Consider the following 25670-nt stretch of genomic DNA (forward strand, 5'->3'; position numbering starts at 1 on the left):
TGCTGTCCGGGGCCCACGGGCCAAAAGCACGCCGCGGACGGAGACAGGCATGGCAACCACGGGCGAGGACCGCGCGGGCACAGGGCCCAGGAGCATCCGGCTGCCGGGCATCATCCTCGGGGTGGGCCTCGGCGGCTTCGTCGACGGCATCCTCCTGCACCAGCTCCTGCAGTGGCACCACATGCTCACCAGTACCAATCACGACCGCATCGGCGTCAAGTACTACAGCCCCCACACCGTCTCCGGCCTGGAGATGAACACCGTGTGGGACGGCGTCTTCCACGCCGTCTGCTGGCTCGCCGTCCTCCTGGGCCTGGCCGTCCTGTACTCCCGCGTCACCCACGACCGGCGCCGCGTGTGGACCTCCCGGGTGCTGTGGGGATGGATCCTGGCCGGCTGGGGCCTGTTCAACCTCGTCGAAGGACTCCTGGACCACCAGATCCTCGGCATCCACCACGTCCACGGCGGCCCCCACCAGGCATGGTGGGACGCCGGTTTCCTCGTCCTCGGCGCCCTTCTCCTCGTCGGCGGCTACCTGCTCCAGCGCGGCGGAAAGGGGTTCGACCCCGATGCCCCCGTCGGCGGTCGTGAGGTCCGGAGCATGTGATGCACCACGAGACGCCCATGGACGGCCACACCGCCCCCGCCAACCCGCTGGAGGCGATGTGGCCCGCCCTCGCACTGCTGCTCGTCGCGGCCGCCTACCTCCTGCTGGCCCACCGGGCCCGTCGCCGCAACCCGGTCCAGGGCTGGTCCCCGTGGCGGGCCGTCGTCTTCCTGACCGGGCTCGTCCTGCTGGCCGTGGCCCTGCTGCCGCCCCTCGCGCCGTTCGCCCACGACGACTTCCGCGGCCACATGGCCCAGCACATGCTCATCGGCATGTACGCGCCCCTCGCACTCGTCCTCGGCGCACCCGTCACGCTGCTCCTGCGGACCCTGCCTGCCGCCCGCGGCCGACGGCTCACCACGGTCCTGCACAGCCGGCCCGCCCGGCTGCTCGCCCGGCCCGACGTCGCGCTGCTGCTGTCCACGGGCAGCCTCGTCCCGCTCTACTTCACCCCGCTGTACGACGCGACCGCGGGCCACCCGGCGGGACACTGGCTGCTGCACGCCCACTTCCTGCTGTCCGGGTGTCTGTTCGCCCACGTCATCGCGGGCCCCGACCCGGCGCCCGCACGCCCCGGGGTGCCGGCCCGGCTGGTCTGTCTCGGCGTCGCCATCGCCGCGCACGCCGTGATCTCCCAGCTGATGTACGGCGGCTTCTGGACCGACATCCACGCTCCTGTCGAGGAGGTGCGGGGCGGCGCGGAGATCATGTACTACGGCGGCGACATCGCCGAACTCCTCCTGGCCGCCGCCCTGGTGGCCACCTGGCGCCCGGCGCCCCGGCTCCGCCCCCGCCCGGTGGCCGCCGGTAGCGTCCGCTCGTATGGACGCCGTTGAACTGAGCGTTCTGATGAGGGACTTCGGACCCCTGATCGCCTGCGTGGAGGAGAGCGGTGAGCGGCTCGCCGTCATCGACGACGGCGAGCACATGTACGAGCTCATCTGGTACACCCCGGGCGAGCCGCCGTTCGTCCCGGACGCACCGCTGTCCTACCTCAACCCGCACATCCGTCGCGGGGAAGAGGCGACTGACTGGACGGCCTGCGTCCCGCTCCTCGACGGGCGGACTGAGAAGAGCGGACGCGGGCGCGTGTCAGGCCGTGCCGCCGGGCGGGGCCGCGCCGCCGGCGCCGCCCGTGAGGCCGCTGAGGAGGCCGCCCAGAAGGCCGCCCACGAGGCTGTTCAGGAGGCCGCCGAGGGGGTCCTGGTTGTTGTTCTTGGCGGGGGTGGTGGGGCTGTCGCCGCCGGGGGGCGGGGCAACGTCGGTCACGGTGTTGGGGGGTGCGGGGGGTGCCTGGGGCCGGGCGGCCGCGGCGCCCGCGCCGCCGAGTACGGCCGTGGCGGTGAGCATCACTGTGACGAGTGCGGTACGAGTGCGCATGAAGTTCCTTTGGACGGGTCGGTTGAACGGATCAGTCGTTCCCTGAATCCATTCACCCGGGCGACCCGCCCGACCGCATCCGTTCGACACCCATCTGGCGGGTGGGCCCCCGGATCAGCGGGCTGAGACCTTGTGGACGGTGGTGTCGTCGGGGCTCAGCCGGCGCCCGTCCGCGGACAGCACCTCCAGTGCGCGCAGGTGCTGCCCCTGCCGGCGGTCGACCAACTCCGAGTGGGGTTCGCCGGGGGCGAAGAAGTTCTGCTCGCCCCACTGTCGCAGCGCCACGATGACCGGGAAGAGCGCCGTGCCCTTCGGCGTCAGTACGTACTCGCGGTAGGCGCTGCCGTCCGAGGCGGGGACGGATTCGAGGATGCCGCCCGCGACGAGGGAGCGCAGGCGCGCGGTGAGGATGTTCTTCGCCACGCCGAGGCTGCGCTGGAACTCCCCGAAGCGCCGGCTCCCGTCGAAGGCGTCCCGCACGATCAGCAGGGACCACCAGTCGCCGATCGCGTCCACCGACCGGGCGACGGGGCATTCGCTGGCGTCGAAGCGCGTCCTGGTCACCATGCCGTCCCTCACTCCTCACGATGGTTGCAACATGCTACCAAGAAAGCTACGGTCGCGATTGGTGGCAAGTTGAAACCAGGATGCGAGGGGAGCCGATGCCATGCCCGGCAACTGCGAGGCCGTGACGCGACCGGCGAAGGGCCGATGCCGAAGCGGGACGGAGGCCGCGTCCGTCCTGTCCCGTGGCGTCGTCGTCCTGTTCGCCGTCGCCGCCGGGGCCGCTGTGGCCAACGTCTACCTGTCCCAGCCGCTCCTGGTGACCATGGGCCGCGACCTCGCCATGAGCCCGGCACTCGTCGGCGGCGTGGTCACCCTCACGCACGTCGGATACGGGCTCGGGCTCTTCTTCCTCGTGCCGCTGGGCGACGTGGCCGACCGCCGGCGGCTCATCGTGGTCCAACTGCTGCTCCTCGTAGCCGCGTTGAGCGTGGTGGCCGTCGCGCCCACGGCAGCGGTCCTGCTCGCGGGCATGGCGGCGACGGGACTTCTCGCGGTCGTCACACAGACGTTGGTCGCCTTCGCGGCGTCACTGGCCCCGCCCGCCGAGCGCGGCCGGGTCGTCGGTCTGGTCACCAGCGGCGTGGTCATCGGGATCCTGCTCGCCCGCACCGCGTCCGGCCTCATGGCCGACCTCGCGGGCTGGCGCGCCGTCTATCTCGCCTCGGCATCGCTCACGGCGCTGCTCGCCCTGGTCCTGTACCGAGTCCTGCCGCGCCGCGGTGCTGCCCCGTCGACGGCGACTCTGCGCTACGGGCAGCTCCTGCGCTCCACGCTCAGCCTGTTCGCGCGAGAACGACTGCTGCGGCTCCGGGCCCTGTTCGGGCTGCTGGTCTTCGCCGCCTTCAGCACGCTGTGGAGCAGCGTCGCGCTGCCGCTCAGCGAGGCCCCGTACTTCTTCTCCCACAGCGCGATCGGCGCGCTGGGCCTGATCGGCGTCGCGGGCGCCCTGGCCGCGACGGCGGCGGGTCGCCTGAACGACCGCGGGCTCTCCCGGCGGACCACCGGCATCGCCCTGGCCCTGCTCGCCGTCTCGTGGCTGCCCCTGGCCTTCACCCGCAGCTCGCTCTGGGCCCTGTGCGTCGGCGTGGTCCTGCTCGACCTCGCCGTGCAGGCGGTCCATGTCACCAACCAGACCCTGATCTACGCGCTGCACCCGGCCGCGGGCAGTCGGCTGATCGGCGGATACATGGTCTTCTACTCGATCGGCAGCGCCCTCGGCGCCATCGCCGCGACCTCCCTCTACACGGCGGCGGGCTGGGGCGCCGTGTGCGCACTGGGTGGCGCGTTCAGCTGTGCCGGACTCGTGCTGTGGGCGTGCACGCGAGGTGTGGACGAGGAAGGTCGGTGAGCGCTGGGGCCAGGGGCCTCCGGTGTCTGACCGGCGACGTGGTGCCGGACCCCCACCGGCCGACCTACGCGTCGACGCCACCGCGCACCGCCGCGGCACGGGACACTCGCGCACCGCCGCGGCACGGGACACTCGTGGCAGGGAGTCCGGACGCCTTGACCGCGCTCCTCGCCCACCTCGACCGCAGCGAGGACCGGAGGTCCCGATGAACTCGTCCACCACCCGGCCACCCGACGGGGACGACCTGCTCGACGCGGCCCGTCGGCTCCTGCCCGGCCTCGTCGACCTGCGCCGCGCCCTGCACCGTGCCCCGGAGCTCGGCCTCCGCCTCCCGGCCACCCAGCGCACCGTACTCACCGCCCTCGACGGCCTGCCCCTGACGCGGGCCACCGGCCGGCAGCTCGACTCCGTCACCGCCACCCTCGACGGCGCCCGCCCCGGACCGACGATCCTGTTGCGCGCCGACATGGATGCCCTGCCCCAACAGGAGGACAGTGGCCTCGACTTCGCCTCCCAGGTGCCGGGGGCCATGCACGCCTGCGGCCACGACCTGCACACCGCCATGCTGGTCGGCGCCGCCCGGCTGCTCGCCGAGCGGCGCGAACTCCTCGCGGGCCGCGTGGTGTTCATGTTCCAGCCCGGCGAAGAGTGGGGTGGCGGCGCCGCGCGCATGATCGACGAAGGAATCCTCGACGCCGGAGTCGAGGGCGGCGCCGTGGAGGCGGCCTTCGCCCTGCACGTCATGACCCGGATGGAGCCGGGAACGGTCCACCTGCGCCCGGGACCGGCCTTCGCCGCCTCCGACATGCTGCACGTGACCGTCCGGGGACGCGGCGGCCACGCCTCCGCCCCGCACCTCGCGCTCGACCCGATCCCGGTGGCCTGCGAGATCGTGCAGGCCCTGCAGGCGATGGTGACCCGCACGGTGAGCGTCTTCGATCCGGCCGTGGTGACCGTGGCCCGTATCGACGCGGGTACCACGACCAACATCATCCCGGAGACCGCCGAGATCCGCGGCACCTGCCGCACCCTGACTCCCGCCACCCGCACGGCGGTTCGTGACGGCATCACCCGCGTCGCCCACCACGTCGCTGCCGCCCACGGCGCCACCGCCGAGGTGGAACTCGTCGAGGGGTACCCACCCGTGCGCAACGACCCGGCCTTCACCGCGCAGGTCACGGACACCGCCACCGGCCTGCTCGGCCCCGGCCGCGTCCACCACTTGCCCGACCCCATCATGGGCGCCGAGGACTTCTCGTACGTCCTCGAACGGGTCCCCGGCACCATGGCCCTGCTCGGCGCCCGCCCCCGAGGCGCGCCGCCCGGCCCGGTCCCCGACTGCCACTCCAACCGCGTCGTCTTCGACGAGACCGTCCTGGCCGAGGGCAGCGCCCTGCACGCGGCTGTCGCCCTGAGCCACCTTGCCGCGCCCTGACATCTGGGGCCGCACATCAGGGGAACCACATGTCAGGGGGGGCACTCGGATGCCGTGCCCGGCACGCGCCCCGTTCCCGTGCGGGTGATGCTGATCGGACCTGTCCCTTTCGCGGGAGGCTCCGTGATTCACATCAGCGAGACCTTTGCCCTGCACTCAGTCGAGGAGTTCCTCACCGACGAGGAGATCTCCCAGCTCAACAAGATCGTCGACAACGACGCGGTGCGTCCGCCCGGTGAGACGGGATCGCGCTACGAACACGCCCCCGACGCCGCCCAGGCGATGCTCCAGCAGGCGTTCGCGCGGGCGCTGCCGTCGCTGCGCGATGTCATGCCGAACGTGGCGGGCACCGGGCAGTGGGCGTACGCGGAGGTCGCCGAAGGGGACTGCATTCCCGTGCACGTCGACGGCATCCCCGACCCGTCGGCGCGCCCGCGGCGCATCGGCCGCATCGGCATCGTGATCCGTGCCGCCGACGCGGGCGGACAGTTCTACGTGGCCACCACGTCGAGCCCGGCGCTGTGGAGCGGTGCCGAACTGGGCGAGGCGGACGGTTTTGCGGCCGGGACCCGGCAGACGCGGAGCATGCCGCACGAGATGAGCCCCTCGCCGAGCGTCCATGCCGCGCCGAACTGGGCACAGGACATGCCCCAGACCCGCTGGACGACCGACGCGCCCGCGGGCACCGCGGTGGCCTACGGCGCACAGCTCCTGCACGGCGTCGCCCCCGTCACCCGCGGTGTCGTCCGCAAGTTCGTCACCGACCTGCTGGACATGGACACCTCGCTCTGATGACCCGCGAGGCAAGGAGCGGTCCTCGCGCCGGCCGCCGGACGTCGCGTTGACAGCAGAACTCGAAGGCCGGGTGGCGCTGGTCAGCGGCGCCGCCGGAGGGATCGGCGCGGCCGTGGCGCGGCTCCTCGCCGAACGCGGCGCCAGCGTCGTGGCCACCGATGCGACACCTGCCGTACGGCAATCGGCAGGCCCCGGTCCGCAGGGCCGCGCCCTCGACGTCACGGACAGCGCCGCGGTCGACACCGCCGTCGACAGCATCGCCCGGGACCACGGCGGCAGACTGGACATCCTCGTCAACGCGGCCGGGGTGCTGCGTCCGTCGAGCGGCATCGCGACCACCGACGAGGGCACCGCGCGGCTCTACGCCGGAGCCGGCATCGTCGCCGGTTCCCGCCCCTGGGCGGAGACCGCGGAGACGGAGACCAAGTTCACCGCCCCGATGCAGGCCATCGGCGCCCGGCTGTGAGCACGTGCCGCTGCACGTGCGGACAGGGCGCGTACCAGCATGCTCGTCTCCGGGGATTCAAAGACAGGCTCTCAAGGACGGGCGGCCCGGCCCGTCGGCGCGCGGCAGGTTCAGCGAAGGGTGAGCTCGCCGTGGAAGTTCTGCGGCACGGGCGCGAAGCGGTACGCCATGGTGACCTGCTCGGCGGCGGGCACCACGAGGCGGTATCGGGTGCACATCAGGTGGCACAGCGCGATCAGCTGGACCGTGCCGATGTCGGCGCCGACGCACTTCTTGGGCGCCCAGCCGAAGGGCACGTAGTGGCCCCTGCCGAGAGGGCCGTGCGGGGCTCCGGGCAGGAAGCGGTCCGGGTCGAAGACGTCCGCGGCGTGCCAGAACCGGTGATCACGGTGGATCATGTGCGGGCTCAGCACATAGCCGCGCCCCTCCTCCAGCGTGGTGCCGCCGAGGTCGAACGAGGTCCGGGCGCGCCGCACGAGCAGCAGCGGCGGACTCCACATGCGCAGCACTTCCTTGACGAAACGGTGGGTGACCGGCGCCGCCTTCACCGGGGCGGCGCGGAACTCGTCCGGATCGGCCCCCGCGAGTTCGACGGTCAGCCGGCGGGCCCACTCCGGCCGGCGGGCCAGCTCGTACAGGACGCTCGCGGCCGCCGCGCCGGGCGGCCCGCCGATCGCGGTGAGCACCGCGGTGACCACGTCGACCGCACGGTCCATGCCGAGTTCCGGCAGCAGGCCGACGAACGGATCCGCGAGGTCGCGCTCCCGTGCGCGGAGTCCGGCGGCCCGTTCGCGCAGCACCCGCCGTACCACGAGCCCGGTCCGGAACTGCACGGCGGCGAAGTGGAGTTGGTGCCGGACCCCGCTCCCCGGAGAGCGGTCGATCAGTCGCATCAGCTGCTGGTCGAGGTCCTGGACGACGGCGGCGCCCTCGCGCGCGGTGAGCCCCGACAGCGCGATGGGCAGCAGGGCCCGCACGGCGACGTCCTGTGCGAGCAGGACCAGATCGACGTCGTCGCCGAGACGCGCGTCGATGATCCGTTCCATCCGTGTGATCAGGCCGACGTGGTGCTCGGCGGTGGCGAGCGAGTGCAACTGGGTGCGCCACTCGGCGCGTACGCGGGACCACGGCACCCGGGTGCTGCCGCGCCGCCGGACCATGTCGACGAAGCGGTCGCTCATGAGGAGGCCCTGCCAGTTCGCGGCGCTGACCCTGCGCGCCGCGTCCGGTTCGAAGACCGCGAGTGTGTCGTCGTTGATCCAGAAGACGCCGCCCTCGGCCTCGCTGCGGGTGCGCAGGTCGTGCAGGAAGTCGGTGGGATGGTGCGGAGTGGTCATGGCGTCGCCTCTCGCGCAGCGCGGGAAGCCGCCCGTCGCAGGCGACTTCCCGCACCCGGCCGGATCAGATGTGGTGGTAGAGGTACCAGAAGTGATGGATCCCGCCGTAGCCGGACCGGATGTTGAGGGCCGACTTGGCAGAGCGGTAGAGCTTCCTCATGCTGTTCACCTCCCCCCGGGTGAATCGGTGCGGTCGCTCAGCCGCGCGGTGAAACGCGGCGGAGCCAGCGCGGGGCCCAGATGGGGACCGCTCCCCGCGGCTGTGACCGAGAGACGAAAGTCGCTGGTGATGATGCGGACCAGGTCCTCAAGCAGCGCCATCGTCACCGTCGCGCCCGCGCAGCTGTGTGGCCCGTACCCGAAGGGAATGAACGCCGGATCGCCCGGAGGCGCCGCCCACCGGCCCGGCACGAACTCGTCGGGACGGTCCCAGTGCAGGGGGTGCCGGTGCGTCAAGTAGGAGCACACGTCCACGTCGTCGTCCGGGCCGACCGCGACTCCGGCCAGATCGTGCGCGCCGCTCGGCTTGCGCGTGAACAGCCATGCCACCGGCCACAGTCGCAGCGCCTCCCGGACGATCCACTCCGGCTCCGCCTTCTCGGTGCCCGGGTGCGTGCCGACGAGGTGGACCGCCCAGCCCAGCGCGAAGCCGACCGAGCCCACCGTGGCGAACAGGAACGACAGATAGACCTCGGCGAGATCGCCCGGCGGGGCCGTCGGGCCGCCGCCGGAAACGACGACGTCCAGCAGGTCGTGCGGCTCGTCCGCACGGGCCGCACGGCGCGCCCGGATCTCCGTGGCCAGGACGCGCATGACCCGTCGGCGGAACAGGAGCCGGGAGGCCGTCGAATGGCGGTCGCGCGCGCCCGCGAGGACCGCGCGCTCCACCACCGCGTCGACCGCCCGCCGCAGCGGCTCCGGCGCGTCCGGGCGCAGCAGTACGTCCGCCAGGTGGGCGCGGACCAGCAGGTTGCCCGCGTCCGGCCACCTGCTGACCGGCACCAGCCGATCCCGGACGAGGCCGGGCAGCCCGGCCCGCCCCGCGTCGAGCCGACGGCGCATCAGCGCGCGTGCGCCGCGGCCGATGTCGACCTGCGCGGCGCGCGGCCCGAAGACCCCGGCACGGGTGTGGAAGAAGTCCGAGGTCTCGACGAACATGCCCCGCCGGTTCCCCAGCACTTCGCGTACGGCATCCGGGCCGACCACGCACAGGCGCCCGGACGCGGAGCGCCACAGCTCCCGCGTGCCGTCGAACTCCGCGCCCAGATACGCCAGCGGGTCCCGGCGGAAGGAGGCCGCGCCGCGTCGGCCCTGGGCGGGCCGCCCCGCGGCCGCGCCGGTCGACGACTCCATGAGCGTCCCCCTCCACTGCGCAGGGGGAGGCCGTGCGCGGCATCACCGCATCCGACCGACGTAACCGTTCCCCCGCTGCCGGACGGCCAGCCTCCTCCGGCGAAGGCCGTCTGTCACGCCCCGCGCCGCCCCCGCCGCACCCCGGCCGGCGAACACCCGCCGCGCGGAGACGCGGTCGAAACGCCTCCGAGCCCATGAGCTGCACGACTGCCCGGCGCGCAGCCATGGAGTATCGCCCCCGCCGTCCGCCCGCCCTCCGGCACCGGATGACTCCCGTTCGGCCTGGCTATGTAGTGGACCGGACCACGGATGGCCTACGCGGGGGCGGCCGCCGGACGGCCCGAGTCCCGCTTGAGGTAAGGGTCCTAGGCTGGCTGTGCTCGCTACCGTCCACGCAAGGAGCCGATCACATGAGTGACCTCATCCGCCTGCCGGGGCAGGGACACAAGCTGGTCACCAAGGCGCAGGAAGTGACGTTCAAGGCCACGGGAGCACAGGGTTCGTCGGCGTCCATCTTCGAGGTGGTCGTTCCGCCCGGGTTCGACACCGGCGGCCACTACCACGAGCAGTCGGAGGAGTTCTTCTACATCCTGGAGGGCGAGTTGGAGCTGCTGGCTTTCGAGCCCGCCGAACGTACGGATGACTGGCTGGACTGGGAATCCGCCGACGGCGACAGAGTCGTACGGGCTCCCGCGGGCAGCAGCATGTTCGTCCCGCCCAACACCCCGCACGCCTTCAGGAACGCCACGGACCAACCGGTGCGCATGCTGTTCCAGAGCTCCCCGTCACCGGAGCACGAGCACTACTTCGAAGAGATCGCGGAGATCTGGTCGGCCGGCGACTCGGTCGACCCCGAAGCGGTGAAGCGGATGCGGAGCCGTTACGACGTCAAGCAGATCACGCCCATGCGCTTCGAGCCGCCCGTCGCACGGACGACGGCCTCGACCGCTCGCTGACCATCCCCGTGTCCTGGGCGCCGAGCCGCCCAGCGAGGACGGTCGCCGCCGAGTCGCAGCCGTCCGGGGCATTCGCCGCCTGTGAAAAGCCGGACCGGGTATACGGCCCCGCGTGAAAGATCCCCGCACGAGCCCCGAGCCCGCAAAAGCTCCGGCACCGCTCAAGAAGGCCCTGACCACCCCGCTGCTCTACTTCTTCATCCTGGGCGACGTCCTCGGCGCCGGCGTGTACGTCCTGGTGGGCCAGGTCGCCGCCGACGCCGGTGGCGCCGTATGGGTGCCGCTCCTCGTGGCGCTGTGCCTGGCCCTGCTGACAGCGACGTCGTACGCGGAGCTGGTCACCAAGTACCCGCGCGCGGGCGGCGCCTCCCACTACGCGACGTTGGCGTTCGGCCCCTTCGCGGGGTTCCTCGCCGGGTTCTGCATGCTCGCCGCAGGCATCGTCTCCGTCGCGGCACTGGCGCGCGGGTTCGGCGGTGACTACCTGTCCGAATTCATCACGCTGCCGGTGGTCCTCGTGACGGTCGTCTTCCTTGCCGTGCTGGCGCTGCTGAACGCGCGGGGCATCAGCGAGTCGACGCGCGCCAACGCCGTCGCCACGGTCATCGAGGTGAGCGGGCTGCTGCTCGTGGCCGGGCTCGGGGTCTGGATCGTCGTACGCGGCGACGGGGACGTGGGACGGCTGACGCAGCTGGGCACCGAGAGCAAGGGTCCCGCCGCCGCCGCCGTGCTGAGCGGTGCCGTGCTCGCGTACTACTCGTTCGTCGGGTTCGAGACGTCCGTCAACGTGGCCGAGGAGACCCGGGACCCCAGGCGCTCATACCCCCGCGCGCTCTTCGGCGCCCTGGTCACCGCCGGTGCGGTGTACGCCCTGGTGGGTGCGGCCGCCGCCGCGGCCGTGCCGACCCGCAAGCTCGCCCTGTCGAGCGGACCGCTGCTCGAAGTCGTGCACGAGGCGGGCGGGGTTCCCGCGGAGCTCTTCAGCGCCATCGCCCTGGTGGCCGTCGCCAACGGCGCGCTCCTGACGGGCATCATGTCGTCGCGGCTCGCCTACGGCATGGCGCGGGACGGTCTGCTGCCGCGGTTCCTGACGAAGGTGCTGCCCCGCCGGCGCACGCCGTGGGCCTCGATCGCCGTCACCACGGCGCTCTCGCTGCTCCTCGCCCTCACCGGCGACGTGGCCACCCTCGCCTCCACCCTGGTCCTGCTGCTCCTGGTCGTCTTCTTCCTCGTCAACACCGCGGCCCTCGTACTGCGCCGCGACACCTCCTCCCAGGACCACTTCGCGGCGCCGGCCGTCGTACCGCTCCTGGGGGCCTCGTCCTGCGTACTGCTCGCGACCCAGATCGAACGTGACGTCTGGTTGCGGGGCCTCGTCGTCCTTGCGGTGGGCGCGACTCTGGGCGTGGTCGCAGCCTTGCGGGTACGTCGCGGACGGTGAGCGGCATCACCAGTACGGGATCACTTCGAGCCACCGTTGACCGCGACAGACCCGGCTCTCACGGCGCCATAGGGTTCGAGCGCCTGTCGCAGGCTTTCGGGGACGCGGGTCGGCGTGGCTTGGTCCCCCTCGCCGCGCATGCACGCGACACGCTGTCGGCCTTTTGCGACCAGGTGCTCGGTCCGGTCCGTCTCGTCGATCTTGACGTAGGCGAACTCGAACTCGATCTGGGTCTGGGTGAGGTCAACGAGCGTCATGCGGATGGACAGTTGATCGAATGCCGTCAATTCGGCGAAGTACTCGCATGCGCACTTGATGGTGAACAGCTTGAGACCGTGTGCGATCTCGTGCAGGACTCCCGGCGCCTTCTCCTTGAGGAACGTCTCCCTGCACCTGCCCTGCCAGCGAAAGTAGTGCACGAAGTAGACGTTGCCGACGAGGTTGGTCTCCTCGAAGCCGACGAGGTGGGGGATGTCGAAGCTCGGCACGGTTCAGCCCTTCTCGGTCACGGCGATCACGATGACCTCGTTCGGGGTGGGCGCCGCCAGCGTGGCGGCGAACGTCCACACCAGGTCGCGCCCGTGACGCAGCACGAGCCAGCCCTTGTCGTGGGCTCGCTCATCCAGGATCAACTTGGGCTGCGTCACGGTCACACCGAGCTTCATGACAGCCTCGCGGGCGCTCCAGACCCTGGTGGCGGCGGTGGCGAACGGCTCGTCACCCGCGGTGCCGCACATCTCCGCCAGCGCGACGCCGGACAGCCCGAGGAGTCCGCGCCACTGCTCCAGGGTGCGTTCCCTGACCGCTTCGATGTCGCAGCCGACGGGACGGGAAGAAGCGACGGCGGCGGTGATGCCGGGGCCGTGGGTGGCGCTCATCGGTTCGGTCGTCTCGGGCCGGCCGTCAGGGCGATGCCGCAACGCCACCGGGTGTCCGAACGCGGCAGCCAGCGCGCGTTCCGTGATGGCCCGGCGACTCGGTGTGCGCCGCCCGCTGCCGGGACCGGCGTTCGTCCCGCTTGCGCGCAGCGATTCCGGGGAGGCCGCGGGGCGATCGCGAACGACCGCGAGACGCAGCGGTTCAGGGAGCACACCGTCGAGATGACGCTGTAGGTACGGACCGAGCAGCTCGGGTGTCCACGCGCGGCCCGTGTGAGGCGACGGGACGGCGGTCAGTTCGAGTGACTCCCAGATCGCGACCAGCGCACCTTGTGCGTCGCGGACTACGACGTCGTAGACGTAGGTGTTCCCGTCGTGGGCGCGTTCGGCCGCCACCAGGGTGAGTTCCCCGGCCTTCTGCCGCTGGGGGAACGACCGCACTCGGCCGATCCTGGACGGCAGCAGGGTGGCGTCGGGGACACACACTTGCAGCGCATGCATGAACGCGTCTCTCGCGGCCGGGTCTGCGAGCAGCAGCGCGCCCGGCAGGACGGGAGAGAACCAGCGGCTGTCGGAACAACGGATCCGCGCGACACATCGCCGTGCCGATATCAGGCGGAAGTCGGTTACCGAACGGAACCGGGGACCGTGAAACATGATCCGGTCATAGAAGTCGACTTCGATGTCCATCGTGGTCGGAGCGATGTCCGCGGCCCTGTCGGCAGCTTTGAGCAGCGGATCCCAGCGCTGCGTCCCGGCCGTCGGCCCCGACACCTCTTGGCGCCCGGTGGGAGCTGGGGCGGAATCGTCCCGGCGCAGGCACACTCCACGGAAGTGATCGACGTGGAACAGCGTTTCGGCCGATCGGATCGCGACCTGAACCTCATCGCCGTCCCGCAGCGCGGCGATCCGGATCGTCGTCGTCCCGTCCGGCGCGACCCCGATCGGACGGTTGAACTCGACGTCGCGGAACTCGACCGGGCTGTCGTCACCGAACAGCGCCGTCGCGACCTGAGCCATCGCCTCCATGCCCATGACCGCCGGGAACAGCGCCTGCCCGGACAGTCGGTGATCGTCGAGATACGGGTCGGCCGCCGAGGAGAGATCGGCCTCGACGATCAACTCGATACCGGGGAAGTGCAGCATCGGACGTTCGAGGAAGCGCAGCAACGGCAGCTCAGCCGGCGCGAAGGCGATGGTCGGGAGGCCGACGGCCCTTCCGAGCACCACCACGTTCGACGGGGCTGACCGAGTGCGCAGCAGATCCAGCAGGACGGCGACCCCGACGTCCGTGGGGATCGGCTCGATCCCTTCCCGGGTCAGTACGTCGAGCACGCCGAGTCGTTCGCCCATCCCCGTGCCCGACCACACCGACCACTCGATGTTCAGGCAGCGGCACCGCGGCAGTTGTCCGTCGAGCGTGTCGATCGTCGATCGCAGCCAGTCGTTGGCGGTGGCGTAGTGGCCTTCGCCGCGCAGCCCCGCGCGTCCGATGATGCTGCCGAATCCGATGACGAGCCGCAGACCGGAGGGGTCGACGTGGTTCAGGACATTGCGGAATCCGTCGACCTTGACGGCAACGGTGCTTGTCAGGTCGTCGTAGGTCAACGAACCAATGGGAACAGGCGTGTTGATGCCGGCGCCGTGCAGGATTCCGGTGATGTCTCCCAGTTCCTTCCGGATCGCCTCGGTGGCCGCGGCTACCTGCCGCACGTCGGTGACGTCGGCGGAGTAGTAGCTCACCTTGGTGCCCGAGTCGCGCAGCCGGGCGACGTTCGCCGCGACCTCCGCGTCGGCTGCGGCGTCGGCCCGCCCCATCAACGCCAGCGTGCAGCCCGTCTCGTGGGCCAGGGCGGCGGCGCACTCGACAGTGATGCCGCGGGCGCCCCCGGTGACGACGACGACGTCGCCGGCACCGACCGGATAGCCGTCGTGCCCGGTGGTCAGTTCACGGAGAACGGGCTCGGTCCGCCGGGCATCGTCGTCGTAGGAGACCTCGCGGAAGGTACGGGTGCCGGCCACCTCGGAGCAGACCAACCGCGCCGCCCGATCGGGCGCGAGGCGGTCGGCGAGGTCCACGATCGTCGTACGTACCGCCGACGCCTCCAGATGGACCGTCTTGGCCAGGGCGGAGGCACTGTGGCCACGGTTGACGACGACGAGCCGGGTACCGCGCTCGGCAGCCAGCCTCGCCGCGTCCACCATGCGGGCCGTCATGCCTGCGGGGGCCTCGTTCCCAAAAGCGCCGCTGATGAGCAGGATCCCATCGCCGACAGGGGCGGCCTCAAGCCGCTGCCGAACCGCGGGCGCGAGCGGTTCACCGGGGGGAGCGAACACCTCCCACGTGCCCGGCCGTTCCTCGTCCGAGCCGGGCGGCAGCGGGGTCGGGGCCTGCTCGACCACGAACGGCCGAACCCAGGTGCCGATGCCCGCCAGGTCGTCGGCGTCCTTGCTGTCCGCTCCGTCACCGGCTCTGTGAGCGAGGTCGTCGATCGCCTCCGCCAGCTCCGCGACGGTGGCGGTCGCCACGCTGGTGCTCGGCTCGGGGACCGGTGCGCCGAACGTCTTGAGGACTTCGCTCATCAGCTGGGTGATCGTGATGCTGTTCAGGTGCAGATCGTCGAGGGGGCGCGTCCCGGGTTGAATCTCGGCGACCGGAAGCTCGACACGTTCGGCTATCAGGTGTCGCAGGGTGTCCAGTGGACTCCGTACGTCGGCAGGGACGTCCGTGCGGTCGGCCTCGGCCCGGGGAGGCCGGACCGAGGACCGAGGGACATGCGAGACGTCCGGCGCCTGTTCGCAAGGGCTCTCGATGAAGGTGAAGTGCTTGTCCAACGAGATGGGCCGGTGGAATCGCTCGGCCGCGAGGGCCACCAGATCAGGACCGGCGCCCAGCACGTAGCAGCCTGCGAGCGTGCGCAGGACGGCGGCGACCGACCCGTCGTCGGTGTCCATCGAGACCACCGGAACGGCCGGACACACCTCGGCCGCGAGGCCGGACAGGATCGTGCCCGGCCCCACCTCGATGAGCAGGTCACATGTCTCAGCGAGCCGTTCGAGAGCGTCGGCGAACCGCACCGGTGCCACGACTTGCCGTTCCAGGAGATCGGCGACGTTCGATCCGGGCTCCACCGGTTCCGCCGTGACCGTCGAGAACAGTCCCGCCCGTTTGACCTCGCCGACGCGGGTCTCGTCGAGGTACCCGCGCAACTTGTGTGCGGCCGGGGCGACCAGCGGTGTGTGGAAGGCATGGGAGACAGCGAGCCTGGCGCCGTGCTGCCCGGCCCCCCTCGCCGCGTCGACCACCGCGTCGACGGCGTTCACGGGGCCCGCGATGACAGTCTGAGTCGGGCCGTTGTAGCCGACGACGGTGACCTGCGTTCCGGTGAGCAATGGTTCGACCTGGGCCGCGGAGGCGCGGAGGGACGCCATCGTCCCGGTCTCGTGCGGCGCCTGTCCGGACGTGGTTCCCTCGGGTCCTGAGGTCGCCTTGTGCATCGCCTCGCCGCGGAAGGCCGCGGTCCCGACGACCGACCTCTCGTCGAAGACCCCCGCCCAGTACAGGCCGGTGAGTTCGCCGAGGCTGTGTCCGACACAGCCGGAAGCCGACACCCCTGCCCGGTCGAGGATCCGCAGCCCGGCAAGGGAAGCGGTGACGATGCGCGGTTGTGCGTCCTCGGTCGCGGCGCCCGGGGGCCGCGTGCCCACCTGCCGGTAGAGGTCCTGGACGACCTCGAACCTGTGCGCCGGTCCTCCGCCGTCCCCACGCCCTGGGGCGCCCTGGCCCGGGAACAGGAACCCGATCCGGGGGGCTTTCGCGCAGTGGGCCAGGAACTGACCGCGACGAGGTGCGAACACCTGCGTCTCACCCGCCGCGATGGCGTCAGCGAGCGCGCGCAGACTCGATGCCGCCGCTGCGGGCTCGGATGCGACCACCGCTGCCTTGAAGGCGAAATCGCAGTCGGTGCGCGTGAGTTCGGCGGCCAGGTCGCCGAGTTCGGCGTAGGAGCACGCAGCCGCGACGTCTGCGGTGCGACGGAGCCCGCCCTCGAGGTCCTCGAAGCCGGCTGCCGAAAGGACCAGCAGTTCGGCGTCCTGTGGCGTGTGTATCAGATGCCGGTGGAGAGCCGCGGGAAGCGCTTCCGCCGACCGGGCGGACTCCAGGGCAACGTGGGCGTTGATCCCCCCGAACCCCAGCGACGACGTGCCCGCGCGGCGCGGCGGATCACCGGCTCCGTCGCCCGGCGGGCTCGCGGGCCGCCGGGTCGGCCACGGCTGCGGCGTGCGGGGAAGCCGCAGCCGCGAGTCGGGGATCTCGAGTATCGGGTGCGCCTCGCTGTTGCCGGCCACAGGCGGGATCGTGCCGTGGTACAGGGCAAGGGTGGCCTTGATCAGGCCGGCGATGCCGGCGGCGGCCTTCGTGTGCCCGATGTTGCCTTTGATCGTGCCGATGTAGACGGGCTCGGCGCCGGCCGGCCGGTCCGCGCTCACGCGGTGGAACACTTCGAGCTCGGTCCGGTCGCCCAACGCCGTACCGGTTCCGTGCCCCTCGAAGTAGTCGACGGTCTCGGCACCGAAGCCGGCCATCTGATAGGCCCGTTCCATGGCGAGCAGGTGGCCGCCCGCCTCAGGCCGGGAGATACCGCCGTGGCCGTCGGAGGACACTCCCCAGCCCGCGATGGTCGCGTAGGTGCGCATGCCGCGTGCGATCGCGTCCTCCTCGCGGACGAGCACCAGGATGCCGCAGCCTTCGCCCGGCCAGAAGCCGTTCGACTTTCGGTCGTAGACCTTCATCTGCGAGGTCGCGAGGGCCCCGGTCTTGGCGAAGCCGACGAGTTCGAACGGGTCGATGGACGTGTCGACTCCGCCGACGACGGCGGTGTCGATCTGCCCTGCGGACAGGGCGTTACCGGCGCTCGCCACGGCCAGCAGGGACGACGAGCAGGCTCCGTCCACGATGAAGCCGCCACCGCCGAAATCGAAGTGGTTGCAGATGCGTCCCGCGATGGTGTTCGCCAGGCCACCGGCCAGGCTGTCTTCGTTGATCCCGGGGTACGGAGCCTTGTACTGGGTCTCGTATGCGTCGAGGAACTCGGCGATGTCGTCGACCGTCCAGTCCCTGTCCTCCAGCGCCTTCGCCAAGGTACGCCGTACGTAGGGCCACCTGAGCCTCATGCCGGTGGCCCGAGTCATGTCTCCGGTCAGGGTGTTGCCGAGGATGACGCCGGTGCGGGCACGGTCGAGCCGCTCGCCTTCGGCGAAACCGGCGTCCTCCAGCGCTGCCGCGGCGGTGTCCAGGGCCAGCCAGTGCGCGATGTCGGTGGACCGGTACACGCTCGCGGCGACGCGGTGCTTCGTCCGGTCGAATTCCCAGCCCTCGATGACCGCGGCATGAGTGGCGTAGTGCCGGTCCGGTGCGGCCGGATCGGCGGCGTAGTAGTCCGCCGTGCTCAGCCGCACGTCCGGCACGCGCCGAAATGCCCGGCGTCCGGCAAGAACGTTCTCCCAGAGCTGCCTCGGGGTCTTGGCGTCGGGGAACGTGCAGGCCATCCCGACGATCGCTATACGGGTCATGGACTAGGCCTCCTGCGCGCCTCGCCGACGGTTCGGGGCCGCGGACGACTCGGTCACGGACCTGCGCTTGGCGATGAGTACGCCGATCCACACGGAGATTCCGCGGATGGCGCACACGATCGTGAGAGCGAAGAACAGCGTGTAGACCAAGTTGAACAACATCAGCAGTCCGTAGACCATCGCGGCCGAGGCGCCGAACATGAATTGGGCCCGTGGCTTGACCGGTGTGGTACCGGGGTCGGTGATCATGTAGTTGGTGAAGAGGAGGAAGGCCGTGCCGGTCATGGTGCCGAGCGCGGCCATCAGCGCGACGTCGAACAGCTCATGGCGCAGGACCGCCTGGATCACGAATCCGCCGAGCCAGCCGACGATCAACGGAATCTTGCCGGTGAGCTTCGCGTTCAACACCGTGCCGGCGGTGGCGAGGATGACGGGGATCGCGATCCGGAACAGCGAGTTGATGTTCTCACCGAACTGATACGGCGGCGCGACGCTGACCCAGGAGCCGAAGCACAGCAGCGCGACGCTGATGCCGAGGTTCGACGGGTTCATGTAGTGGCGCATGCGGCCACCGATCGGAGCCTGGAACACGTACTTGCCGGTGACGGCGACGGAGATGCCGAAGAGGACCGGCCAGAACTGGTTGTTCGCGTACAGCAGCATGTTGACCGCGAGCGCCGTGATGTGCGCGGGAAGCAAGAACTCGTAGACGCCGCGCATGCCTCGGCCGCGGAAGCGGGGTGCCCGGCGTTGTGCCCACGCGCTGAGTGTCTCGAAGGCGAGATCGATCGTGTACGCGCTGGCTACCGCCAGGATCGGCCATAAGGGCGGCTGTTCGAACCCAAGGAGGGTGTAGCCGAGGATGTTGAAGACCGAGATGGAGAGGGCGAAGTTCCGCAGGGCCAGGTAGCGCGGATCCTTCCCGGCTGCCTGGGCGGTCGGCGGCTTCGAGTCGGCGCGGAGCGGCGTGGCGGGCGATGACGTGGGTGATGGTGAGGTCGTTTCCGGGAGAGGAGACCGTTCGCGGACGTTCCGGTCGACGGGCTTGGGACTCTGGGTCGTCACGGGGCGCTGACCTCCTCGGCCGTGTCGGTGAGCATGAAGGTGTGCGTGCCCGGGGTGAGCCGGATGGTCTGCCGGTGGCGCTCGCCCTGGTTGTCGAGCCATGCGATGGTGGCGCTCACCGGCCGGTCCTCGGTGCCCAGGCCGAAGTGCACGTCGAAGCCCCGCTTGCCGCTGTGCCCGCTACCGCCGTCGAGTTGGCCCTGCATCGTGCGGCCGTCGGCCGTTCGTACGGTGACTTTCGCGTTGTAGGCGGGTGTTCCGGCTGCTGACAGGTCGCCGCTGTCCTTTTTGCCGGAGGGCCTGTACAGCTGGAGTTCGAGGTAGCGGCCCATATCCGGTGAATCGTTCCGGTAGAAGGCCGGCGGACCCCATTGCCGGGCGACGGCGAAGTCCAACGTCCCGTTTCCACGGGTGTCGCCGACGGCGATCCCGCGGGTCGGGGTCTTGGAGTCGATGCCGACCTGATCGGCGATGTCGACGTACTCGCCGGAGCCGGTCGGTGCGTACACCGCCATCGGCTGGTGGCCCGCGATGTCGTCGTCGGGGCCGACCTTGGGCCACATGCCGGGCTCGCGCAGGAGAACGTCGTTGCTGGTGGCAAGCTCCTGCAGCCACGGCCAGCGGTTGTGCTTGGCGCCCTGGACGAACCCGGCGGTCTGCAGGACGTCGAGCTTGCCGGAGTTCTGCAGATCGGCACCCTTGATGTCCCAGGCCCATCCGGTCCAGGCCAGGCCGGCCTCTTGGGCCTGCTGGGAGAAGGGGGCGTGCCCGGCGCCGAGTTCGGACGCCATCTTCTTCGGGGTGCGGGCGTCGTTGCGCCACACGTAGTTGCTCTCCTCGAGGCCCCACGCCGTTGTGATGTTGCTGGCGATCATGTCGAACTTGCCGCGGCCGTAGAGGTCGACGAAGTCCACACCCATCCCTTTGAAGGAGTCGTTGCCCAGGACGAATGACTTGGGTGTGGTCCAGCCGCGATCGCCGGCCGCGGTGCTGAACCGGATCTCGCCGGGCTTCGACTTGTTGTAGAACAGGTGGTCGTGTCCGAAGTCGTTGGCCGCGTAGACCTCGGGCAGAAGATCGTCAGTGAGGTCTCCACCGGCCAGGGCGAGGGTCCACCCGGTCGCGTCGTCGTACGGGATGGCCTTCTTGTCCTCCACATACACCGGGTGCCCGCCGTCGTTGCGCACCCAGCGCAGCATCCGTATGCCGCCGCCGTTCCGCGCGTTCGACATGGAGTCGTTCATGACGACGTCGTCCTGGCCGTGCGGGTCGAGGACGGAGGAGTTCGGGAAGTAGTTTCCGACCATCAGGTCGGGGTGGCCGTCCCCGTCGTAGTCGGCGACCGACATGGCGTTGGTGTTCCACTGTTCGCCCGTGTACCTGTCCACGTCCTTGGCCGACGGGACCAGTTCGGTCGGGCGATACGCCGGTGAGCGACCGGGTGCGGATTTGTCCGCCATGAACAGAATCGGTGTGCGTCCCCAGTAGTAGACCAGCAGGTCCATCCGCCCGTCGCCGTCGAAGTCGCCGGGCGCACAGCCCATCGGCGCCATCGTCGAGTCGACGTGGAGAGGCGCGGCGTCGAGGGTGAACGGAGTGAATCGGTCGGCTGCCGGAGCGGTCGGAGTGTGGGTGACGACCACCGAGTCCGTGCGGGTGTCCACGAGACACACGCCACTGGCCCGTCCGTGCCCGGTCAGGTCGTTGATGGCGACGCCGGCGCCCACGGACGAGATCCACGAACGGATCTTGTGGTAGGCGGGGTTGACCTCGCGGACCTTCTTCTTAGGAAGCTTCTCGTAACCGGGCGGCATCGGGATCGACATGGCTGCGAACTTGTAGTCCGGTGCGACCTCCGACGCATCCGGCGCTGCGACCGCTGCTCGGGTCACCACGAACAGGGACGCGGCGAGCAGGACCGCGCAGAGGGCAGGCGTGAGTGTGCGGATGCGTTCTCTCATGAGCCGTCCCTCACCCCGTCGGCGTGGGGTTGTCGGGATGTCGAGAGGGAACCCGTCCCGTCGGCCGCTGTGCCGTCGCCGACGTCCTCGACGGCTGCCCTCGGCTGTGCCGGCGAGCTGAGCGGGGAGTCGAGGCTGAAACGTGTTTCGGTGGCCCAGCGCAGCATGATGCGGCGACGCCACACCTCGAACGACACCTGCCCGTCCACCGTGTGTCCCGACGGACGGCTCTGGGTGGCGATGGCGGCCGCCTCGGTGACGTGAAGCCCCGTGATCGCCCGGACTGCGGTCTCGGTGTGCGGCTGTGCGATGTGCGCACGTGTACGTGCTTCGGCGGCGAACACCGACCCCTGCGCGAGGGCGGGCCGGTGTTCGCCCGCCCGCTCGGCGAGTTCTTCGAGCTCGTCGGGGGGCGCACCGCCCGCGTAGGTCGCGGCCAGCCCGAGCCCGGCGAAGAGATCCTCGTGCCGCCGCGGTGAGAACGCCTCGATCAGCCGTACCGCTCGGTTCGGATCGGCACCCGCGACGAACCAGAGGGCTCGTCCGATTCCCTGGTCGATCGCGTGAGTGGCGTACCCGGGATGGTGGTTCGTCGGCAGGGGCGGATCGGCGTCGATGTACTGCCGTTCCACGTACTTGTCCGTGTGGAAGAAGGCTTGGTGGAAGCCGTAGCCGTCCAGGGCCAGCCACGTGAGGGTGGGGTCGGTCAGGCCGCCCGCCGCCGCCCGCCACAGAGGCCGGGGCAGCCGGGCGAACGACCAGCCGACCCCGACGTGGATCATGTAGGTGTGGTCGTCGGCCGCTTCGAGGAGGTCGCCGACGTGGTGGCGGTGGCCCAGCGGCAGAGCGTCGCGGATGGCCATGGCCATGGCCGCGCCCTCGAAGGCGAATCCTCGCCGGATGCCGTCGATCCTCGACAGCGTGACCGTGGCCTCAACGGCAGTCGGACTCTGGGCTGCGACGCCGAACCCTTCGATGAACGAGCCGCCGGCCATCTCCAGGGACGCCTTCGCGTGGGCGTCGCGCTCGGGGAAGCCACGTGTGCGTAATAAAGCCTGATTCGCGCCGGGAGTGAGCAGTATGCGACGAATGTGTCCTATCCACGAAACCATGCCAGCACCTCGCGTCCGACTACGCCACGTCGTCACGAGACTGGCATCGAACAGGCGTCGAGCGTTTCTCTCTCATTGCTCAATTGAAAAAAGATTAGTAATCTCTGCTTCCTCGCGGTCGTTGACGGGCCAGTGCAGGGACCGATGCCGGCGCCTGGTCAGTGACGGCTCGCGTGGCCGCGTTACGAGGGAGTCGCGCAGGGGGGCGACCGGCGCGTGGTTCAGGGGGGATGTGGATTCCCTGGTTCCTTTTCCGGCAGGGTCAGCCGACTGACCCGGGCTGTGGGGCGCCCGCAAGCCGCCCCTCATTGCGCACGTGATTAGGCCGGACGGATACCGAGTTTCCCCATCACGCTGAACCGTGCGTCAGGCTCTGCCTCACCCGGTGGGACTCCACCTCATGGAGGGAGGCCGGTAGCCGCCACTGACGCGTAACGCAGAACGGGGGACGGTTTATGTCAGCAGGACCCCATTCAACCGGACGTCTGCTATTTCCGCGGGCAGGTGGGCCCGGACGTGTTTCCCATGGGTGACGCAGTCGCCTGACCTGCTCGACGATCATCGAGACCCAGAGCATCGTTCCCCTGGCCATTATTCGATCACGAGATCGGAGGCAGCCATGTCTGATCCAGTTGGGGACAGCATGATCTACATGTGGGAAAACTGCGGACACCCACTGAGTCTCGGTGACATCGCGGCGTTCGTCAGGTACAGCAAGTTTCATTTCGCCCGGAAGTTCAGGAGAGAAGCGGGGTGCTCACCTGGAAGCTTTCTTTGCGCGGTCCGGATGGCACGAAGCAAACAGCTTCTGTCGACAAGCGTGGCAAATGTGTCCGACATCGCGTCTTCGGTCGGATACCGGAGCCTGGGGACCTTCACCACTCGGTTCACCGAAATTGTCGGGCTCCCCCCGTCCCAATACAGGCGCTCGTCTCGCGCCGATCTCACGCTCTTCGATCTGGTCGTTCCAGGTGTCGTACCCGATGTCAACCCTCGTGGCTGCGTCATGGGCCGGCTGATCGGTACTCCACGAAATCGGGGGACGCGCATCCACGTGAGCGTGTTCTCGAGTACGAGGCCGCTGATGCCGCCGATCGCCGCCAGGTTCGTGGACCCCGAGGAGGGCTTCTTCTTCGGCGGCCTGCCGCCCGGTAAATGGCTGATGCGGGCGATCGCCGTCGAGAGGGGATCCGAGGACTCACTGGCGGAAGTGCTTGTCGGTGTGAGCGAAGAGTTCGACGTCCGGCCGGCCGACCAGATCAGCGCCGACGTCGTGCTCCAGGAGCCCACGAGGGGGATGGTGCCCTCACTGCTCGCGGTCCCGGGGCTCGACCGGTACCTCTCCAGCCTTCTGTGGAGCAGCACGCGAGCCTGTTCGTGAGGTGAGCTGAACGCGCTGTGCCGACGCACCCGGGGGCGCTGCGCGTCGACCGGGGCTCGGCCTTGACTGACATGTAAGCCCACACTAACGTAATAATTCGCTAGGGAGCTGTCCTTGGCCGTTCTGCTGAGGTGCAAGACAGGAGCAGAGTGATGCAGCCAGCACGAGACACATTTCCCAAACAGCAGGTGGTCTGGACGATCGCGCTTGCTGCCCTCACCAACTTCATGGTGAGTCTGGACAACCTGGTCGTGGCCACCGCTTTGCCGACACTGCACGAGGACCTCGGCGGGGATGCGGGCAACCTCAGCTGGGCGGTCAACGCGTACACGTTGGCCTTCGCATCACTGATCCTCACGGGTACGACCCTGGCCGACCGCTTCGGTCGCCTGCGGGTCTTCTCGATCGGTCTGACGGTGTTCACGGTCGGCTCCATCCTGTGTGCCGTCAGTCCGTCGATGGGGTTCCTCATCGGCGCGCGGGTCGTGCAGGGCATCGGTGGCGGGATCGTGCTCCCGCTGACCCTCGCGCTCATCACCTCGGTGACCCCACCCGAGGAGCGAGGGAAAGCCATCGGAATCTGGGGTGGCGTCATCGGCATCGCCGTGGCGTCCGGACCGGTCGTCGGTGGCGCGATCATCCAAGGCTTCAGCTGGCATTGGATCTTCTGGCTCAACGTACCCATCGGGGTCGGCGTCATCGCGTTCGCTCGCCTGCACGTGCCCGAGTCCTTCGGCGGCGCGAGGAAGATCGACCCGGCCGGCCTCCTCATGGCCACCTCCGCGGTCCTGCTCATCGTGCAGGCGCTGATCCGCGGTCCGGAGCGGGGGTGGACCGATGCCACGATCCTCGGAGGGCTCATCGTCGGGCCGCTCCTGCTCGTGTGCTTCGTCCTGTGGGAACGCCGGGTGGCGGAGCCCATGATCAACATGAGCCTGTTCCGAAACCTGAGCCTGTCCGCGGGATGTGTATCCAACTTCATCCTCAACGCAGGAATGTTCGGTCCGGCGTTCCTCCTCACCCAATACATTCAGCTCGGGCTGCACAACGATCCCATCGAAGTCGGTGTGCGCCTGCTGCCGTGGACCGCGCTGACGCTGGTGATTTCCCCGTTTGTCGGCCAGCTGGCGGACAGGATTGGTGAGCGGTACCTGGTCACCGTCGGCCTGCTGTTGCCCGGGGTGGCATTCCTTTGGATTGGCGCGGAAATGTCTGATTCGGCAGTAGGGTACGGCAGCCTATGGCTTCCGCTCCTCATTGCCGGTGTGGGCACCGCGATCGCATTCCCCTCGGTGTCGTCCGCGGTGATGCGGTCGGCGACTCCCAAGCAAGCCGGGATGGCATCCGGATCCAGTGAGACGTTCGCGTACGTCGGCGCCGTATTCGGCGTCGCGATGGTAACCGCGTGGTTCGCCGCATTCGGCGACTACGGCACTGCTGCTAGTATGGCCGAAGGGGTTAGTCCCGCATTGGTCGGGATCGGCGTGCTCAGTATCATCGGAGCGATTGTCGCCGTACTAGTCATCCGACAGCAGAAGACGGCGGCGCCTGACCATGACGAGGCTCTCGAAACAGCCGGATGAAGCATCGACCATCGCGGTCCTGCGGGCGTTTTCGGACGAGAACCGCCGCATCATGCTCGAACTGGTGGCCACGAAGGAACTGTCCGCCGGTGAGATCGCGGGGCACTTCACGGTCACCCGCCAGGCCGTCTCGCAACACCTTCGAGTGCTCAGGGAGGCGGGACTAGTCGAGGAACGTCGCGCCGGAAGGAACCGGCTCTACCGCACGCGGGCCGACGGGATCGCGATACTGCACCAGTACTTCAGCGACCTCTGGTCCAACAGTCTCGCGCTTGCCAAGGAAATCGCGGAGGAAGCCGAGAGTGCCACGCACAGCGACAGCGACCACGGCGACGAATCGGCCAGTAACGGGAAAGGGATGCCGGTCTAGAGCACGGACGGTATCCTTGCGGCGTCGCGCACCGTTGCCGAACAACACCGAGGGCTAGGTT

Annotated in this window: 20 protein-coding genes and 1 pseudogene; 12 read left to right on the plus strand and 9 right to left on the minus strand. The window is 69.8% G+C overall.

From position 1 onward, the window contains the following. Window positions 1–49: 49 nt before the first annotated feature. Entirely contained in the window at window positions 50–607 is a 558-nt protein-coding gene (locus ACFVYL_RS22260; protein ID WP_389718804.1) for a DUF2243 domain-containing protein, read from the plus strand. 17 nt (window positions 608–624) lie between these two features. After that, the gene (locus tag ACFVYL_RS22265; protein ID WP_389719012.1) at window positions 625–1443 is read left to right on the plus strand and encodes a cytochrome c oxidase assembly protein; all 819 of its coding nucleotides are present in this window, start codon (window positions 625–627) and stop codon (window positions 1441–1443) included. 256 nt (window positions 1444–1699) lie between these two features. Here the strand turns inward: ACFVYL_RS22265 and ACFVYL_RS22270 are convergent, their stop codons facing one another. After that, a complete protein-coding gene (locus ACFVYL_RS22270) occupies window positions 1700–1987 on the minus strand; it encodes a hypothetical protein (RefSeq protein WP_389718806.1) in 288 nt (95 codons plus the stop codon). Between the two features lie 114 nt (window positions 1988–2101). After that, entirely contained in the window at window positions 2102–2554 is a 453-nt protein-coding gene (locus tag ACFVYL_RS22275; protein WP_389718808.1) for a winged helix-turn-helix transcriptional regulator, read from the minus strand. A gap of 100 nt (window positions 2555–2654) precedes the next feature. On the opposite strand from ACFVYL_RS22275, the gene ACFVYL_RS22280 reads away from it, so the two are divergent. The 4 genes from ACFVYL_RS22280 to ACFVYL_RS22295 all read left to right on the plus strand — a co-directional run bounded on the left by ACFVYL_RS22280 (window position 2655) and on the right by ACFVYL_RS22295 (window position 6598). Further along, the gene (locus ACFVYL_RS22280; protein ID WP_389718811.1) at window positions 2655–3902 is read left to right on the plus strand and encodes an MFS transporter; all 1248 of its coding nucleotides are present in this window, start codon (window positions 2655–2657) and stop codon (window positions 3900–3902) included. 205 nt (window positions 3903–4107) lie between these two features. After that, window positions 4108–5337, plus strand: a complete 1230-nt coding sequence (locus ACFVYL_RS22285; protein WP_389718814.1) for a M20 family metallopeptidase — start codon at window positions 4108–4110, stop codon at window positions 5335–5337. 123 nt (window positions 5338–5460) lie between these two features. After that, complete coding sequence (locus ACFVYL_RS22290; protein ID WP_389718817.1) at window positions 5461–6129, plus strand: hypothetical protein; 669 nt, start codon at window positions 5461–5463, stop codon at window positions 6127–6129. A gap of 49 nt (window positions 6130–6178) precedes the next feature. Continuing rightward, window positions 6179–6598, plus strand: coding sequence for an SDR family oxidoreductase (locus tag ACFVYL_RS22295; RefSeq protein WP_389718820.1), 420 nt, complete (start codon window positions 6179–6181; stop codon window positions 6596–6598). A gap of 110 nt (window positions 6599–6708) precedes the next feature. Here ACFVYL_RS22295 and ACFVYL_RS22300 read toward each other — a convergent pair whose 3' ends face one another. After that, the gene (locus ACFVYL_RS22300; protein WP_389718822.1) at window positions 6709–7935 is read right to left on the minus strand and encodes a cytochrome P450; all 1227 of its coding nucleotides are present in this window, start codon (window positions 7933–7935) and stop codon (window positions 6709–6711) included. 165 nt (window positions 7936–8100) lie between these two features. Then, on the minus strand, window positions 8101–9288 hold the full coding sequence (locus tag ACFVYL_RS22305) for a cytochrome P450 (RefSeq protein ID WP_389718824.1): 1188 nt from the start codon (window positions 9286–9288) through the stop codon (window positions 8101–8103). A gap of 410 nt (window positions 9289–9698) precedes the next feature. Here ACFVYL_RS22305 and ACFVYL_RS22310 point away from each other — a divergent pair, with 410 nt between their 5' ends. Then, window positions 9699–10244, plus strand: coding sequence for a cupin domain-containing protein (locus ACFVYL_RS22310; RefSeq protein ID WP_389718826.1), 546 nt, complete (start codon window positions 9699–9701; stop codon window positions 10242–10244). A 112-nt stretch (window positions 10245–10356) separates the two neighbouring features. After that, complete coding sequence (locus ACFVYL_RS22315) at window positions 10357–11685, plus strand: APC family permease (protein WP_389718829.1); 1329 nt, start codon at window positions 10357–10359, stop codon at window positions 11683–11685. Between the two features lie 20 nt (window positions 11686–11705). Here ACFVYL_RS22315 and ACFVYL_RS22320 read toward each other — a convergent pair whose 3' ends face one another. Genes ACFVYL_RS22320 through ACFVYL_RS22340 form a run of 5 tightly spaced genes read right to left on the minus strand, consistent with a single transcriptional unit; the run spans window position 11706 to window position 22275 of the window. Continuing rightward, complete coding sequence (locus ACFVYL_RS22320) at window positions 11706–12173, minus strand: acyl-CoA thioesterase (protein WP_389718831.1); 468 nt, start codon at window positions 12171–12173, stop codon at window positions 11706–11708. Window positions 12174–12176: 3 nt separating this feature from the next. Beyond that, the gene (locus ACFVYL_RS22325) at window positions 12177–18137 is read right to left on the minus strand and encodes an SDR family NAD(P)-dependent oxidoreductase (RefSeq protein ID WP_389718834.1); all 5961 of its coding nucleotides are present in this window, start codon (window positions 18135–18137) and stop codon (window positions 12177–12179) included. A gap of 3 nt (window positions 18138–18140) precedes the next feature. After that, window positions 18141–19202 (minus strand): enediyne biosynthesis protein, encoded by a 1062-nt coding sequence (locus tag ACFVYL_RS22330; RefSeq protein WP_389718836.1) that lies wholly within the window; start codon window positions 19200–19202, stop codon window positions 18141–18143. Beyond that, the gene (locus ACFVYL_RS22335) at window positions 19199–21163 is read right to left on the minus strand and encodes a CRTAC1 family protein (RefSeq protein ID WP_389718838.1); all 1965 of its coding nucleotides are present in this window, start codon (window positions 21161–21163) and stop codon (window positions 19199–19201) included. The genes ACFVYL_RS22330 and ACFVYL_RS22335 overlap by 4 nt, the downstream gene beginning before the upstream one ends. Further along, entirely contained in the window at window positions 21160–22275 is a 1116-nt protein-coding gene (locus ACFVYL_RS22340; protein WP_389718840.1) for a DUF1702 family protein, read from the minus strand. The genes ACFVYL_RS22335 and ACFVYL_RS22340 overlap by 4 nt, the downstream gene beginning before the upstream one ends. 652 nt (window positions 22276–22927) lie before the next feature. Here ACFVYL_RS22340 and ACFVYL_RS22345 point away from each other — a divergent pair. The 4 genes and pseudogenes from ACFVYL_RS22345 to ACFVYL_RS22360 form a co-directional block, all read left to right on the plus strand. Then, window positions 22928–23191 (plus strand): annotated as a pseudogene (locus tag ACFVYL_RS22345) (helix-turn-helix transcriptional regulator); the annotation flags it as partial. 144 nt (window positions 23192–23335) lie between these two features. Continuing rightward, window positions 23336–23656 (plus strand): hypothetical protein, encoded by a 321-nt coding sequence (locus ACFVYL_RS22350; RefSeq protein WP_389719020.1) that lies wholly within the window; start codon window positions 23336–23338, stop codon window positions 23654–23656. Between the two features lie 152 nt (window positions 23657–23808). Beyond that, complete coding sequence (locus ACFVYL_RS22355) at window positions 23809–25239, plus strand: MFS transporter (protein WP_389718842.1); 1431 nt, start codon at window positions 23809–23811, stop codon at window positions 25237–25239. Continuing rightward, window positions 25211–25609: an ArsR/SmtB family transcription factor gene (locus ACFVYL_RS22360; RefSeq protein WP_389718845.1), complete on the plus strand. Its 399-nt coding sequence runs from the start codon at window positions 25211–25213 to the stop codon at window positions 25607–25609. The genes ACFVYL_RS22355 and ACFVYL_RS22360 overlap by 29 nt, the downstream gene beginning before the upstream one ends. The last annotated feature ends 61 nt before the right edge of the window (window positions 25610–25670 follow it).

The sequence above is a fragment of the Streptomyces sp. NPDC058308 genome (assembly GCF_042880275.1).
Taxonomy (GTDB): domain Bacteria; phylum Actinomycetota; class Actinomycetes; order Streptomycetales; family Streptomycetaceae; genus Streptomyces.

Coding starts and splice junctions, on each gene's coding strand:
- ACFVYL_RS22260 (WP_389718804.1), top strand. CDS start 50: ATGGCAACCACGGGCGAGGACCGCGCGGGCACAGGGCCCAGGAGCATC.
- ACFVYL_RS22265 (WP_389719012.1), top strand. CDS start 625: ATGGACGGCCACACCGCCCCCGCCAACCCGCTGGAGGCGATGTGGCCC.
- ACFVYL_RS22270 (WP_389718806.1), bottom strand. CDS start 1,987: ATGCGCACTCGTACCGCACTCGTCACAGTGATGCTCACCGCCACGGCC.
- ACFVYL_RS22275 (WP_389718808.1), bottom strand. CDS start 2,554: ATGGTGACCAGGACGCGCTTCGACGCCAGCGAATGCCCCGTCGCCCGG.
- ACFVYL_RS22280 (WP_389718811.1), top strand. CDS start 2,655: ATGCCCGGCAACTGCGAGGCCGTGACGCGACCGGCGAAGGGCCGATGC.
- ACFVYL_RS22285 (WP_389718814.1), top strand. CDS start 4,108: ATGAACTCGTCCACCACCCGGCCACCCGACGGGGACGACCTGCTCGAC.
- ACFVYL_RS22300 (WP_389718822.1), bottom strand. CDS start 7,935: ATGACCACTCCGCACCATCCCACCGACTTCCTGCACGACCTGCGCACC.
- ACFVYL_RS22305 (WP_389718824.1), bottom strand. CDS start 9,288: ATGGAGTCGTCGACCGGCGCGGCCGCGGGGCGGCCCGCCCAGGGCCGA.
- ACFVYL_RS22310 (WP_389718826.1), top strand. CDS start 9,699: ATGAGTGACCTCATCCGCCTGCCGGGGCAGGGACACAAGCTGGTCACC.
- ACFVYL_RS22325 (WP_389718834.1), bottom strand. CDS start 18,137: ATGACCCGTATAGCGATCGTCGGGATGGCCTGCACGTTCCCCGACGCC.
- ACFVYL_RS22335 (WP_389718838.1), bottom strand. CDS start 21,163: ATGAGAGAACGCATCCGCACACTCACGCCTGCCCTCTGCGCGGTCCTG.
- ACFVYL_RS22340 (WP_389718840.1), bottom strand. CDS start 22,275: ATGGTTTCGTGGATAGGACACATTCGTCGCATACTGCTCACTCCCGGC.
- ACFVYL_RS22355 (WP_389718842.1), top strand. CDS start 23,809: ATGCAGCCAGCACGAGACACATTTCCCAAACAGCAGGTGGTCTGGACG.
- ACFVYL_RS22360 (WP_389718845.1), top strand. CDS start 25,211: ATGACGAGGCTCTCGAAACAGCCGGATGAAGCATCGACCATCGCGGTC.